We start from the raw sequence: 13,270 nt of genomic DNA, 5'->3' as shown, positions 1-13,270 counted from the left end.
CGCTGCCCTGCAGCGGCGTCCGTCCCCGCGCCGAGGAGGCCATCGATGTCCACCTGCACCCTGCGCATCGCCATGAGCGGCGTCACCGGCCGCATGGGCTACCGCCAGCACCTCGTGCGCTCGATCCTGCCCATCCGGGAGGCGGGGGGCGTCGTCGCGCCGGACGGCTCGCGCGTGCAGGTCGAGCCCGTGCTCGTCGGGCGCAGCGAGGACAAGCTGCGCGAGCTCGCCGCCCGCCACGGCGTCGAGGAGTGGACGACGGACGTCGACGGCGTGGTGAACGACCCGTCGGTCGACGTCTACTTCGACGCGCAGGTCACCTCGCGCCGCGCCGCCGCGCTCACCGCCGCCATGAAGGCCGGCAAGCACGTCTTCACCGAGAAGCCGACCGCGGAGACGCTCGACGAGGCCGTCGACCTCGCGCGCCTCGCCATGACGACGGGCGTCACCGTCGGCGTCGTCCACGACAAGCTCTACCTGCCGGGGCTCGTCAAGCTCCGCCGCCTCGTCGACGAGGGCTTCTTCGGCCGCATCCTCTCCCTGCGCGGGGAGTTCGGGTACTGGGTCTTCGAGGGCGACGGCCAGCCCGCCCAGCGGCCCAGCTGGAACTACCGCGCGGAGGACGGCGGCGGCATCACCGTCGACATGTTCTGCCACTGGAACTACGTGCTCGAGGGGATCCTCGGCAAGGTCGAGACCGTGACCGCCCGGACGGCCACGCACATCCCGGCGCGGTGGGACGAGCAGGGGCGCGAGTACGCCGCGACCGCCGACGACGCGGCGTACGGCATCTTCGACGTCGAGGGCGGCGTCGTCGCCCAGATCAACTCCTCCTGGGCGGTCCGCGTCTTCCGCGACGAGCTCGTCGAGTTCCAGGTCGACGGCACGCACGGCTCGGCCGTCGCCGGCCTCAACCGGTGCATGGCGCAGCACCGCTCGCACACGCCGATGCCGGTGTGGAACCCCGACCTGCCGGTCACGGAGCCGTTCCGCGACCAGTGGCTCGAGGTGCCCGCCAACGCCGAGCTCGACAACGGCTTCAAGCGCCAGTGGGAGGAGTTCCTCCTCGACGTCGCCGCCGGGCGGCCGCACCGCTACGACCTCGCCTCCGCCGCGCGCGGCGTCCAGCTCGCCGAGCTGGGGCTCCGCAGCTCCGCCGAGGGCCGCCGCCTCGAGGTCCCGGAGATCGTGCTGTGACCGCCCTCGCGACCGGGGCCCCCACGAGCGGCGCCCCCACGAGCGACACCTCCACGACCGGGCCGACGGCGGAGCCGCTGGGGCCCCGGGCCGGCACCGGCCTGGTCCTGCGGCTGCCCGACGCCTCCGGCGCCCTCGTGGAGCACGAGCTCCGCGAGCCCGTGCGCTGGACGCGGCCCGACGGTCCGCCCGCCTCGCGACGGGCCTACGCGGCGGCGCACGTCGTCCCGCGGGCCCTCGCCGACAACGTCCCCGGCGCGCCGGCGGACGTCGACTGGGACGCGACCCTCGCCTACCGGCACGAGATCTGGTCGCACGGCCTCGGCGTCGCGGACGCCATGGACACCGCGCAGCGCGGCATGGGCCTCGACTGGGCGGCCGTCCGGGAGCTCGTGCGCCGCTCGGCGGCCGAGGCGGCCTCCGTCGGCGGGCTCGTCGCCTGCGGCGCGGGCACCGACCAGCTCGACCTCGCCGCTCTGCCCTCCGGACACGCGGGCGTCCGCGCCGTCCTCGACGCCTACCGGGAGCAGGTCGAGCTCGTGGCCGGCGCCGGGGCCGGGGTCGTCCTCATGGCCTCGCGCGCCCTGGCCCGCGTCGCGGAGGGACCGCAGGACTACCTCGACGTCTACGGCACGCTGCTCGACGAGGCCCCGGCGCCCGTCGTCCTGCACTGGCTCGGGCCGATGTTCGACCCGGCCCTGGCTGGGTACTGGGGCTCGGACGACGTCGCGACGGCGTCGGACCTCGTCGCGGGGCTCGTCGCGGACCGGGCCGCGAAGGTCGACGGCATCAAGATGTCGCTGCTCGACGCGGCCCCCGAGCGGGCCCTGCGCCCGCGCCTCCCCGAGGGCGTGCGCATGTACACGGGCGACGACTTCAACTACCCCGAGCTGGTCGTCGGCGACGAGGGCGGGCACTCCGACGCTCTCCTCGGGATCTTCGCGGCGATCTACCCCGCCGCCTCCGAGGCGCTCCAGGCGCTGGACGCGGGTGACGACGCCCGCGCCCTCGCGCTGCTCGAGTCGACCCAGGAGCTCGGGCGCCACGTCTTCGCCGCGCCGACGTCGTCCTACAAGACGGGCATCGCCTTCCTGTCGTGGGTCAACGGGCACCAGCCGGCCTTCGCGATGGTCGGCGGGATGCACGCCGCCCGCTCGCTGCCGCACCTGGCGCGCACCCTCGTGCTCGCCGACGAGGCCGGGCTCCTGCGCGACCCGGCCCTCGCGGCGGCGCGCGTGCGCGCCCTCCTCGCCGTGGCGGGGGTGGAGGCGTGAGCGCGCCGGTCCGCGAGGAGCGGGCGCCCGCCGACGAGCGCCCGGCCGACCTCGCCCGTCTGTCGCTCAACACGGCGACGACGAAGCGGTGGACCCTCGAGCAGGCCGTCGAGGGGGCCGCCCGGGCGGGCCTGCCCGCCGTCGGGCTGTGGCGCGACCGCGTCGAGGAGGCCGGCCTCGAGCGGGCCGCCCGTCTCGTGCGTGACGCGGGCCTGCGCGTGTCGAGCCTGTGCCGCGGCGGCTTCCTCACCGCCGCCGACCCGGGCGACCGCCGGGCGGCCCTCGACGACAACCGCCGCGCCGTCGAGGAGGCCGCGACCCTCGGGACGCGCGACCTCGTCATGGTGCTCGGCGGCCTGCCGGAAGGGGACCGCGACCTCCTGGGCGCGCGCGCCCGCGCCGCCGACGCGCTCGCCGAGCTCGTCCCCCACGCGCACGAGCACGGCGTCCGGCTGCTGCTCGAGCCGCTGCACCCCATGTACTGCGCCGACCGCGCCGTGCTCTCCACGCTCGACCAGGCCCTCGACGTGGCCGGGGCCCACCCCGCGCAGGACGTGGCGGTCGTCGTCGACACCTTCCACGTCTGGTGGGACCCGGAGCTCGAGGCGGCGGTGGCCCGCGCCGGCGCCGAGGGCCGCCTCGGCAGCTATCAGGTGTGCGACTTCCTCGTGCCCATCGCCGAGGACCCGCTGCTCTCGCGGGGGATCATGGGCGACGGCGTCGTCGACTTCGCCCCCGTGAGCCGCTGGGTCGCCGCGGCGGGCTACGGCGGTGACGTCGAGGTCGAGGTCTTCAACGCCGAGGTCTGGGCGAGCGACGGGCACGAGGTGCTCGCCCGCGTCGTCGAGCGGTACGCCGAGCTCGTCCTGCCGCACCTGTGAGGCGCCCCGTCCCGCCGGTCACCCCGCGGGGCGGGCGCACCTCAGGCGAGGCGGTCGTAGACCTCGGTCGTCACCGGCCGCAGGAGGGGGAGCCCGGCGGCGAGCCGCTCGACCTCCTCGACCGCTCCGTCCCCGAGGCGCAGCAGCTCCGAGCCGAGCGCCCCCGCGACGTGGGGCGTGAGGAGCACGCCGGGCAGGTACCACAGCGGCGAGGACGGGTCGGGGACCTCGGGCTCCGTGACGTCGAGGACCGCCGAGAGCCGCTCGGCGACGAGCTCGGCGACGAGCGCCGCCTCGTCGACGAGGCCGCCGCGGGCGGTGTTGACGAGCACGGCCCCGTCCGGCATGAGCGCCAGCCGCCGCGCGTCGAGCACGCCCCGGGTCGAGGGCAGGAGGGGCGCGTGCAGGCTGACGACGTCGCTCGTGCGCAGCAGCTCGTCGAGCTCGACGAGCTCGGCCCCGAGCGCGGCCGCCTCCTCGGCCCCGAGCGTCGGGTCGGCGAGGACGACCTCGAGGTCGAAGGGGCGCAGCAGCTCGAGCAGGCGCCGGCCGACCACGGACGCGCCGACCACGCCCACGCGCCGGGCGTGGACGCCGTGGGAGGACAGGAGGTCGCGCACGTCGACGGCGCCGCGCGCCTCCCGGTAGCGCCGCTGCGCCACGAGGACGCCCTTGAGGGACAGCAGGATCGTCGCGAGCGCGTACTCGGCCACGGGCAGGGCGTTGAGCCGCGCCTGGCTCGACACGAGCACGCCGCGCCCGACGACGCCCGCCGTGACGACCGGCCGGACCGACCCGGCGCTGTGGACGACGGCGCGCAGGCGGGGCGCGGTCGCGAGCACCTCCTCGTCGAGGAGGTCGGTGCCCCAGCCGGTCAGGAGGACCTCGGCCTCGGCGAGCGCCGCCGTCGCCGCGGGGGAGCGGTGGTCCGCCGGCGTCGGGTGGACGTCGACCTCGCCGACCGCCGCCAGGCGCTCGCGCGCGGCGCGCGAGAAGAAGCGGCCGGGGAGGGGCTCCGGGAGGGCGAGGAGGACGCGCACCCCCGCAGGCTAGGGACGTCGTCCGGCGCCCCCGGCCCGCGGGAGGACCCGGACGCTCAGACGCGCGCGCGGGCCATGTGCTCCTCGAGCGTCGCGCGGGCGCCCTTCTCGTGCAGGGAGGACAGCGCCTCGCGGTACGGCGTCGTGAAGGCCTCCTGCTCGGCGAGGTCGCCGAAGAGGTCCGCGTCGCGCAGGAAGGCGAGGTCGTCGCCCTGGGTCTGGGCTCTCGCCGCGGCGGTGCGCCCGTCGGCGTCGGCGTCGACGACCTCGATCGGCTGCCCGTCCTCGTCGACGCCCTCGGCGTAGCGCGCCCACGACGCGACGACGAGCGCGGCGTGGTCCACGGACCGCCCGGCCGCGAGGTTCTCGCGCACCACCGGCAGCAGCCAGGTGGGGATGCGGTTGCTCGAGTCGGCGCACAGGCGGGCGAGCGTGTCGCGGACCTCCGGGTTGGCGAAGCGGTCCACGAGCCCCGGCTTGTAGTCGTCGAGGTCGACGCCGGGGACCGGCTCCAGCGTCGGGGTGGCCTCGTCGTCCATGTACGCCAGGAGGAAGCGCGCGAAGAGGTCCTCCTGGCACACCTCGTGGGCGTAGCGGTGGCCCGAGAGGTAGCCGAGGTAGCACAGCGCCTGGTGGCTCGCGTTGAGCAGCCGCAGCTTCATGAGCTCGTAGGGGTGGACGTCGTCGACGACCTGCACGCCGACGTCCTCCAGCGGGGGGCGGCCGGCGGCGAAGCGGTCCTCGAGCACCCACTGCACGAAGGGCTCCGCGACGACGGGCCAGGCGTCCTCGACGCCGAACCGCTCGGCCACGGCGGCGCGGTCCTCGTCCGTCGTCACCGGCGTGATGCGGTCGACCATCGAGTTGGGGAAGGGCACCTCGGCCTCCACCCAGTCGGCGAGGTCCCCGCCCGTGCGCTCCTCGCGGGCCCGCGTGTAGGCGGTGATCATCTTGTGGGCGACGTCGCCGTTGCCCTGGATGTTGTCGCAGGACATGACGGTGAAGGGCCCGGTACCGCGCTCGCGCCGGCGGCGCAGGGCCTCGGTGATGAAGCCGAACGTCGTCTGCGGGGCCGCGTCGCCCGCGAGGTCGGCCTGCAGGCGGGGGTCGCGGGTGTCGAGCTCGCCGGTGACCGGGTGCACGTGGTACCCGCCCTCGGTGACCGTGAGCGACACGATGCGCACGGCCGGGTCGGCCATCCGCTCGAGCACCGCCTCCGGGTCGTCCGGGGCGAAGAGGTAGTCGTGGATCGACCCGACGACGCGCGGCTCGTAGGTGCCGTCGGGGTGCTTGAGCACGAGCGTGTAGAGGTGGTCCTGCGCCGCCATGATCTCGGCCATGCGCTGGTCGCCCGGCAGGACGCCGACGCCGCAGATCCCCCAGTCCAGGGCCTCGCCGCGCTCCATGAGCCGGTCGAGGAACATCGCCTGGTGGGCGCGGTGGAAGCCGCCCACGCCGAAGTGGACGACACCGGTGGTCACCGCCCCCCGGTCGTAGGACGGGACGGGCAGCCGGTCGCCGAGCGACGCGAGGGTGTCGGCGGACAGGGCGGTCGGGGCGGTCATCGCGGAGGACCTCCGGGGTGGGGGAGCGGGGGGCCGGGCTCGGGCGCGGGGGTCCGGTGCGCGGCCGCCCCGGGGCGGCCGCGCACCAGACGACTCACTTGACGGCGCCGAGGGAGAGGCCCTGGACGAGCTTGTCCTGCGCGGCGAAGCCGGCGAGGAGCACCGGGAGCGACACGATCGTCGCGGCGGCGGACACCTGCGCCAGGAAGAGGCCCTGGCTGGTGACGAAGCTCGTGAGGAAGACGGGGGCCGTGCCCGCGACGACGCCCGTGAGCGACCGGGCGAGCAGCAGCTCCTGCCAGCTGAAGATGAAGCAGATGAGCGCGGTCGCGGCGATGCCCGGCATGGCCACCGGGGCGACGACGCTGCGCAGCGTGCGGATGAGGCCGGCGCCGTCGAGCTGCGCCGCCTCGAGCATCTCCACCGGCACCTCGGCGAGGAACGAGCGCATCATCCACACGGCGATGGGCAGGTTCATCGCCGTGTACAGGGCGATGAGCAGGCCGATCTGGTCGAGCGCGCCGGACCACACCGCGAAGACGTAGAGCGGCAGGACGGCGGCGACGATCGGCAGGAAGCGCGTCGACAGCAGGAAGAAGAGGACGTCCGACCACTTCTTCACGGGGCGGATCGACAGTGCGTAGGCCGCCGGGATGCTCAGCACGAGGACGATCACCGTCGACACGACCGAGGCGGTCGCCGAGTTGATGAGCGACGGCCACGCGTTGCTGTTGCCGAAGAAGCTCTGGTAGCCGTCGAGCGTCAGCGGCGCGAAGAGCGACGGCGGGTTCGTCGCGGCGTCGACCTCGCTGTGGAAGGAGGTGAGCACCATCCACAGCGCGGGCGAGGCGAAGAGCAGGCCGACGACCCACGCCAGCACGCCCCACAGCGGGTTGGGCCGGCTGAGCGGCGAGTGCTTGCGGTAGGTCTGGCGCGGCGGCGCCGCGTCGGCCTCGGCGGCGGTGGCCGTGGGGGCCACCTCCTGCGCGTCGGTGCGGCGGGCGCTGCCGGGCTCGGACTGGTGCTGGGTCCCGTGAGATGTCCCGGGGGTGGTCATCAGCTCTCCTCCTTGAGCAGCGACGAGACCGAGCGCAGGGCGAAGGTCGCCACGATGATCGTGCCGATGACGACGATGACGCCCTGGGCGGCGGCCAGGCCGTAGTCCTGCCGCACGAAGAAGGTCTGGTAGATCGTGTACGGCAGGTTGGCGGTGCCGAGCGCGCCCGAGGTCATCGTGAAGACGGCGTCGAAGTTCTGGACGATGAAGATGGCGCCGAGGGTGGCGCCCAGCTCGATGTAGCGGCGCAGGTGGGGCAGCGTGATGTAGCGGAAGGCCTGCACGGCGCTGGCGCCGTCCATCTTGGCGGCCTCGAAGGCCTCGGCCGGCCGGCTCTGCAGGCCCGCCAGCAGGATGAGCATCATGAAGGGCGTCCACTGCCAGATGAGGGCCGCCTCGATCGACAGCAGCGGGAACTGGGTGAGCCAGGCCACCTGCGGCGGGTTCTCGCTCCCGAACAGCCCCCACACCCACGTGAGCACGCCGTTGATGAGGCCGTAGCTCGGGTTGAGGATGGCGTGCTTCCACAGCAGCGCCGCCGCGACCGGGACGACGAGGAAGGGCGCGATCATCAGCGTGCGGACCACGCCGCGGCCGAAGAAGTGGCGGTCGAGCAGCAGCGCGATGAGCAGGCCCAGGACGAGGCTGACGCCGACGACGACGATCGTCAGGAGGATCGTCGTGAAGACCGACGACCGCAGGCCCGAGTCGCTGAAGACCTGCGCGTAGTTGCCGAAGCCGGCGAAGCCGCGCTCGTTCGGGCGCAGCGCGTTCCAGCTCATGAACGAGATGACGATGGTCGTCGCGAACGGCAGCTGGGTCATGATGATGACGAAGACCAGCGCCGGCATGAGGGGGGCTCGGCGGACCCAGCCGGCCTTGCGGGAGGCGGTGCGCTGCTCCTGCGGTGAGGGGTCCTGCAGGACGGTCCGCTGCTCTGCGGTCGTCTCGCTGACGCTCATGGGCTCTCCTGCGGTGGGGAGTCGGGCCGGCGCGGGCTCGGACCGGCGGGGGCCCCTGCGCGCGGGTGGAGGGGCCGTCGGTGCGGGCGCCCCGGTGCGGGGCGCGGGACCGGCCCCGCCGTGGGGCGGGGCCGGTCCTCGTCGGTGCTGACCTGCTCGGTGCTGACCTGCTCGGGGCTGGCCTGCTCGGGGCGGGCCCGGTCAGGTCACTTGTAGCGGTCCGCCACGGCCTGGGCGTCCTCCTGGCCCTGGTCGAGCGTCTCCTGCACCGAGCCCTGCCCGGCGATGTTGGAGCTGATGCCCTCGGAGATGCCGGTGGCCAGGTCGGCGAACTCGGGGATGGCGACGAACTGGATGCCCGGCGCCGGCCGCGGCTGCACGCCCGGGTCGTTGGGGTCGGCCGAGGAGATGGCCGCCTCGGTGGCCTCGGCGAAGGCGCCGGCGATGTCGAGGTAGTCCTGGTTCTCGTAGGTCGAGCTGCGCTTGCCGGCCGGCACGCGCGACCAGCCGAGCTCGGAGCCGACGAGCTCCTCGTACTCCTGGCTGGAGGCCCAGGAGATGAACTTCCACGCGGCGTCCTGCTTCTCCGACGCCGCCTGCACGCCCCAGGCCCAGCTGTAGAGCCAGCCGCTGGAGTCGGTCTCGACGACCGGGGCCGGCGCGTAGCCGATCTGCCCGGCGACCGGCGAGCCGTCCGCCTCGAGGGAGCCGGCCGCCGACGTGGCGTCGTACCACATGGCCACGTTGCCCTGCGTCATGTCGTTGAGGCACTCGGTGAAGCCGGCCTGCGCCGCGCCCGCCTCGCCGTGCTGGGTCACGAGGTCGACGTAGAACTGCGTGGCCTCGACGAACTCCGGCGCGTTGACCTGGGCGTCCCAGTCCTCGTCGAACCACGTGCCGCCGAAGGTGTTGACCACCGTCGTCAGGGGCGCGAAGACCTGGCCCCAGCCCGGGAGGCCGCGCAGGCAGATGCCGCGGGTGCCGCTCGGGTCGTCGATCTGCGCCGCCAGGTCGGCGACCTCCTGCCACGTCGGCTGGTCCGGCATGGTCAGCCCGGCCTCCTCGAAGAGGTCGGTGCGGTACATGAGGAACGAGGACTCGCCGTAGAACGGCTCGGCGTAGAGCTCGCCGTCGGAGCCGGTGAGGCCCGCCGCGATGGGCTCGAGGATGTCGCTCTGGTCGAACGCGTCGTCGCCCTCGGCGTAGTCGGTCAGCGGGGCGAGCCAGCCGTTCTCCGAGAAGAACGGCACCTCGTAGTTGGAGATGGTGGCGACGTCGTACTGACCGGCCTGGGCGGCGAAGTCCTGCGCGATCTGGGCGCGGACGTCGTTCTCGGGCTGGACGGTGAAGTTGACCTGGATGCCCGTGTCCGCCGTGAAGTTGTCGGCGGTGAGCTGCTGCAGGTCCTCCATCTGCGGGTTGTTCACCATGATCACGTTGATGCTCTGCGCCTCGCCGGAGGCGTCGCCGCCCCCGCCGCCGCCACCGCCGCCGCCGGCGCCGCCGCACGCCGTGGCGGCGAGGGCGACCGTGGAGATGGCGGCGAGCGCGAGGGGGGCACGTCGTCGTGCGGTCATGCGGTCGTGTCCTTCCGGAGCGTGCGGGTGCGGGTCCGTGGCTGGTCGGGTGCGGGCTGCGGGCCGGCCGAGGAGGGCTCGGGCGTCATCGCGACGTCGTCGTCTCGGGCTGGGTGCCGCCTCCGGTGCAGATGAGACCCGGCTGGGAGGCCGCGCGTCAAGGCCGAGACTCGGATGTGACCGAAGTGCGCTCAGATGAGCGAGCGTAGACGGCGGCCGACGCCCGCCCGCGGGGGTCCGCCCCGTGACGGCCCCTAGGCTCCGGCGGGTGCGCGTCCTCGTCCTCGGGTCCGGTGCTCGCGAGCACGCCCTCGCCGTCGCCCTCGCCGCCGACGACGACGTCTCGGACGTCCTCGTCGCCCCGGGCGGGCCGGGCGTCGCCGACGTCGCCGAGGTGGTGGCTGTCGACCCGCTCGACGGCGCCGCCGTCGCGGCCCTCGCACGCGAGCGCGAGATGGACCTCGTCGTCGTCGGCCCGGAGGCGCCGCTCGTGGCGGGCGTCGCCGACGCCGTCCGCGCCGCCGGGGTCGACTGCTTCGGCCCCTCGGCCGCGGCGGCCCGGCTCGAGGGCAGCAAGGCCTTCGCCAAGGAGGTCATGGCCTCGGCCGGCGTGCCGACGGCGATGGCCCGCGTGTGCACCGACCTCGGGCAGGTCGCGGCCGCCCTCGACGCCTTCGGCGCCCCCCACGTCGTCAAGGACGACGGCCTGGCGGCCGGCAAGGGCGTCGTCGTCACCGGCGACCGCGAGGAGGCGCTCGCGCACGCGCGGTCCTGCCTCGAGGGGCGTCCCGGCGCGGGCGCCTCGGCGGTCGTCGTCGAGGAGTTCCTCGACGGCCCCGAGGTGTCGCTCTTCGTCCTGTGCGACGGCACCGACGTCGTGCCCCTCGCCCCCGCGCAGGACAGCAAGCGCCTGCTCGACGGCGACGAGGGCCCCAACACGGGGGGCATGGGCGCCTACTCGCCGCTGCCGTGGGCGCCGCCCGGGCTCGTCGACGAGGTGGTCGAGCGCGTGGCCCGGCCGGTCGTCGCCGAGATGGCGCGCCGCGGGACGCCGTTCGCGGGCGTCCTCTACTGCGGGCTGGCGCTCACCTCGCGCGGCGTGCGCGTCGTCGAGTTCAACGCGCGCTTCGGCGACCCGGAGACGCAGGTGGTCCTCCCGCGCCTGCGGACGCCGCTCGGCGGGGTGCTGCGCGCCGCCGCCACCGGGCGCCTGGCCGAGCTCGAGCCGCTCACGTGGTCCGACGGCGCCGCGGTCGTCGTCGTCCTCGCGGCGGCCGGCTACCCGGCGTCCCCCCGCACCGGCGACGCCGTGACGGGCCTGGCGGCGGCGGCCGCCGTCCCGGGCGCGCGGGTGCTGCACGCCGGCACCGCGACCGGCGCCGACGGGACGCTCGTCAGCGCGGGCGGGCGCGTGCTCTCGCTCGTCGGCACGGGCGCGACGCTCGCCGACGCCCGCGCGGCGGCGGCGGCCGCCGTGGCCGAGGTGGGCCTCGACGGCGGGCAGCACCGGGGGGACATCGCCGTCGGGGCGGCCGAGGGGGTGCGCGCGTGAGCGCCGCCGCCCCGGGCTCCGCCCCCGCGCCGCCCGAGCTGCCCGGCTGGCGCCACGTGCGCTCGGGCAAGGTGCGCGACCTCTACGAGCCCGCCTCCGCGGCGCCCGGCGAGGGGGACCTCCTCGTCGTCGCCAGCGACCGCGTCAGCGCCTTCGACCACGTGCTCGCCACGCCCGTCCCCGACAAGGGCGCCGTCCTCACGGCCCTGTCGCTGTGGTGGTTCGAGCGGCTGGCCGACGCCGGGCTGGGCGTCCCCGACCACGTCCTGTCCGCCGAGGTCGGCCCCGACGACGCGTCCTCGGGCGTGCCCGCGGCGGTCGCCGGCCGCGCCGTCCGCTGCCGGCGCCTGGAGATGCTGCCCGTGGAGTGCGTGGCCCGCGGCTACCTCACCGGCTCCGGCCTCGCCGACTACCGGGCCACGGGAGCCGTGTGCGGCGTCGAGCTGCCCGACGGGCTCGAGGACGGCTCGCGCCTGCACCGCCCCGTCTTCACGCCGGCGACCAAGGCCGACGTGGGCCACGACGAGAACGTCAGCTTCGCCGTCGTCGCCGACCTGCTGGGCCCCGCCCTCGCCGAGCGCGCGCGCGACGTCACGCTGCGCCTGTACGCCCTCGGCGAGGAGGTGGCCCGCGAGCGCGGCGTCCTGCTCGCCGACACGAAGATCGAGCTCGGGCTGCCGCCCGGCGTCGACGCCGCCTCCGCCGACGCCCCGGGGGCGCTCGTGCTGGCCGACGAGGTCCTCACCCCCGACTCCTCCCGCTTCTGGGACGCCGCCGCGTGGGCGCCCGGGCGCGCCCAGCCGTCCTTCGACAAGCAGTTCGTGCGCGACTGGCTGCTCTCGGACGCCTCCGGGTGGGACCGGGCGGCCGACGCGCCGCCCCCGCCGCTGCCCGACGACGTCGTCGAGGCCACGCGCGGGCGCTACGTCGAGGCCTACGAGCGGCTCACCGGGCGGCGCTGGGGCTGAGGCGGCGCCCATCCCCGCGCCGGGCGGGCGCCCCGGTCGCCGTGGGCGCGGTCCGGGGCGACGGTGGGGCGTGACCACCGCTCCCGGCCCCTCCGTCGACGCCGGACCCCCCGTCGACCCCGCCAGCGCCGGCGCGGCCGCGGGGGCGGCGCGCGCGCTCCTCGACGCGCTCGGCCCGGAGCAGCGCGAGGCGCTGCGCGGCGGCACCCTCGACGACCCCCGGCGGCGGGAGTGGACCTACGTCGACGGGCGCTACCCCGGGCTCGTGCTCGGCGACCTCGAGGGCGGCGCGCGCGAGGCCGCGCTGGCGCTGCTCGCCACGGCGGGCGACGCCCGCGACGGCGGCAGCGGCGTCGTCACCGGGGCGCTGGAGCTCGAGCGGGTGCGCCAGCAGCTGGCCGCCGAGCACCGGGAGGCCGGCACGCCGCTCGACCCGGCCTCGCTCGAGGGCCGCGACGACCCCGACCCCTACGCGCTGCGGCTCGAGGGCGACCCCGCCGACGGGGCGTGGGCGTGGCGGGTCAGCGGCCACCACCTCGCGGTCCACGTCACGCTCGTCGAGGCGCGCGTGCACGTCACGCCGCACTTCGTCGGGGCGCAGCCGGCGGTCGTGCCGCGCGGCCCCCGCGCGGGGTGGCGCCTGCTCGGGCCGGAGGAGGACCTGGCGCGCGACGTGCTCGCCGCCCTCGACGGCGACCGCCTGGCCGTCGCGCGGCCGTCGGGGACGGCGCCCGCCGACGTCCTCACCGGGACCGACCCGGTGGCCGACCCCGGGGCGCTGCCCCGGGGGCTGGCCCACCGCGACATGCCGCCGGTCGCGCAGCGCTCCCTCGAGGCGCTGGTGCAGCGCTACCTCGCCCGGGCGCCCGCGGCGTACGCGGCGGCGTGCTGGGAGGAGGTCCTCGCCGACGGGCTCGGCGGCGTCGAGCTGACCTGGCTGGGCTCGCTGGAGCGCGGCGAAGGGCACTACTACGCCGTCCGGGCGCCGAGCCTGCTCCTCGAGCTCGACGACACCCAGCACGGCGCCGACCACGTGCACACCGTCTGGCGCCACCTGCGCGACGACTTCGGCGGCGACCTGCTCCGCGAGCACCTGCGCGCCCGGCACTGACCGGCGCCCGCGTCGACCGCGGACGGCGTCCGGGACGGCGGCGGCGAGCGGGTCCGTCGCGCGCGACGAGGTGCCGGGGTGCCCTC

The 13,270-nt window shown here is 75.8% G+C and carries 11 protein-coding genes; 6 read left to right on the top strand and 5 right to left on the bottom strand.

Annotation, left to right across the window (positions count from 1 at the left end):
* The first annotated feature begins 45 nt into the window (after positions 1-45).
* The 3 genes from Q0789_RS13610 to Q0789_RS13600 all read left to right on the top strand — a co-directional run bounded on the left by Q0789_RS13610 (position 46) and on the right by Q0789_RS13600 (position 3,352).
* Complete coding sequence (locus Q0789_RS13610; RefSeq protein ID WP_298806102.1) at positions 46-1,197, top strand: Gfo/Idh/MocA family oxidoreductase; 1,152 nt, start codon at positions 46-48, stop codon at positions 1,195-1,197.
* 107 nt (positions 1,198-1,304) lie between these two features.
* Positions 1,305-2,471 (top strand): dihydrodipicolinate synthase family protein, encoded by a 1,167-nt coding sequence (locus Q0789_RS13605; protein ID WP_366917741.1) that lies wholly within the window; start codon positions 1,305-1,307, stop codon positions 2,469-2,471.
* On the top strand, positions 2,468-3,352 hold the full coding sequence (locus Q0789_RS13600) for a sugar phosphate isomerase/epimerase (RefSeq protein ID WP_298806099.1): 885 nt from the start codon (positions 2,468-2,470) through the stop codon (positions 3,350-3,352). The genes Q0789_RS13605 and Q0789_RS13600 overlap by 4 nt, the downstream gene beginning before the upstream one ends.
* A 41-nt stretch (positions 3,353-3,393) precedes the next feature.
* Here Q0789_RS13600 and Q0789_RS13595 read toward each other — a convergent pair whose 3' ends face one another.
* From Q0789_RS13595 to Q0789_RS13575, 5 genes are all read right to left on the bottom strand, one after another.
* Positions 3,394-4,392 carry a hydroxyacid dehydrogenase gene (locus Q0789_RS13595; protein ID WP_298806097.1) on the bottom strand — a complete coding sequence of 333 codons (999 nt, stop codon included), beginning with the start codon at positions 4,390-4,392 and terminating at the stop codon, positions 3,394-3,396.
* 56 nt (positions 4,393-4,448) lie between these two features.
* Positions 4,449-5,957 (bottom strand): mannitol dehydrogenase family protein, encoded by a 1,509-nt coding sequence (locus Q0789_RS13590; RefSeq protein WP_298806095.1) that lies wholly within the window; start codon positions 5,955-5,957, stop codon positions 4,449-4,451.
* 94 nt (positions 5,958-6,051) lie between these two features.
* Entirely contained in the window at positions 6,052-7,014 is a 963-nt protein-coding gene (locus tag Q0789_RS13585; RefSeq protein WP_298806093.1) for a carbohydrate ABC transporter permease, read from the bottom strand.
* Entirely contained in the window at positions 7,014-7,865 is an 852-nt protein-coding gene (locus Q0789_RS13580; RefSeq protein WP_366917740.1) for a sugar ABC transporter permease, read from the bottom strand. The genes Q0789_RS13585 and Q0789_RS13580 overlap by 1 nt, the downstream gene beginning before the upstream one ends.
* A 317-nt stretch (positions 7,866-8,182) precedes the next feature.
* Entirely contained in the window at positions 8,183-9,553 is a 1,371-nt protein-coding gene (locus tag Q0789_RS13575) for a sugar ABC transporter substrate-binding protein (RefSeq protein ID WP_298806089.1), read from the bottom strand.
* Positions 9,554-9,821: 268 nt separating this feature from the next.
* Between Q0789_RS13575 and purD the strand changes: the two genes are divergently transcribed.
* From purD to Q0789_RS13560, 3 genes are all read left to right on the top strand, one after another.
* On the top strand, positions 9,822-11,105 hold the full coding sequence (gene purD / locus Q0789_RS13570; RefSeq protein WP_298806087.1) for a phosphoribosylamine--glycine ligase: 1,284 nt from the start codon (positions 9,822-9,824) through the stop codon (positions 11,103-11,105).
* Entirely contained in the window at positions 11,102-12,073 is a 972-nt protein-coding gene (locus tag Q0789_RS13565) for a phosphoribosylaminoimidazolesuccinocarboxamide synthase (protein ID WP_298806085.1), read from the top strand. The genes purD and Q0789_RS13565 overlap by 4 nt, the downstream gene beginning before the upstream one ends.
* A 70-nt stretch (positions 12,074-12,143) precedes the next feature.
* Complete coding sequence (locus Q0789_RS13560; RefSeq protein WP_298806083.1) at positions 12,144-13,184, top strand: DUF3500 domain-containing protein; 1,041 nt, start codon at positions 12,144-12,146, stop codon at positions 13,182-13,184.
* The last annotated feature ends 86 nt before the right edge of the window (positions 13,185-13,270 follow it).

The sequence above is a fragment of the uncultured Pseudokineococcus sp. genome, assembly GCF_947499845.1.
Lineage (GTDB): Bacteria > Actinomycetota > Actinomycetes > Actinomycetales > Quadrisphaeraceae > Pseudokineococcus.
Note: the sequence above shows the minus strand (reverse complement) of the source record. Positions and strands in the feature narration are given on the sequence as shown.

Coding starts and splice junctions, on each gene's coding strand:
- Q0789_RS13610 (WP_298806102.1), top strand. CDS start 46: ATGTCCACCTGCACCCTGCGCATCGCCATGAGCGGCGTCACCGGCCGC.
- Q0789_RS13590 (WP_298806095.1), bottom strand. CDS start 5,957: ATGACCGCCCCGACCGCCCTGTCCGCCGACACCCTCGCGTCGCTCGGC.
- Q0789_RS13585 (WP_298806093.1), bottom strand. CDS start 7,014: ATGACCACCCCCGGGACATCTCACGGGACCCAGCACCAGTCCGAGCCC.
- Q0789_RS13580 (WP_366917740.1), bottom strand. CDS start 7,865: ATGCCGGCGCTGGTCTTCGTCATCATCATGACCCAGCTGCCGTTCGCG.
- Q0789_RS13575 (WP_298806089.1), bottom strand. CDS start 9,553: ATGACCGCACGACGACGTGCCCCCCTCGCGCTCGCCGCCATCTCCACG.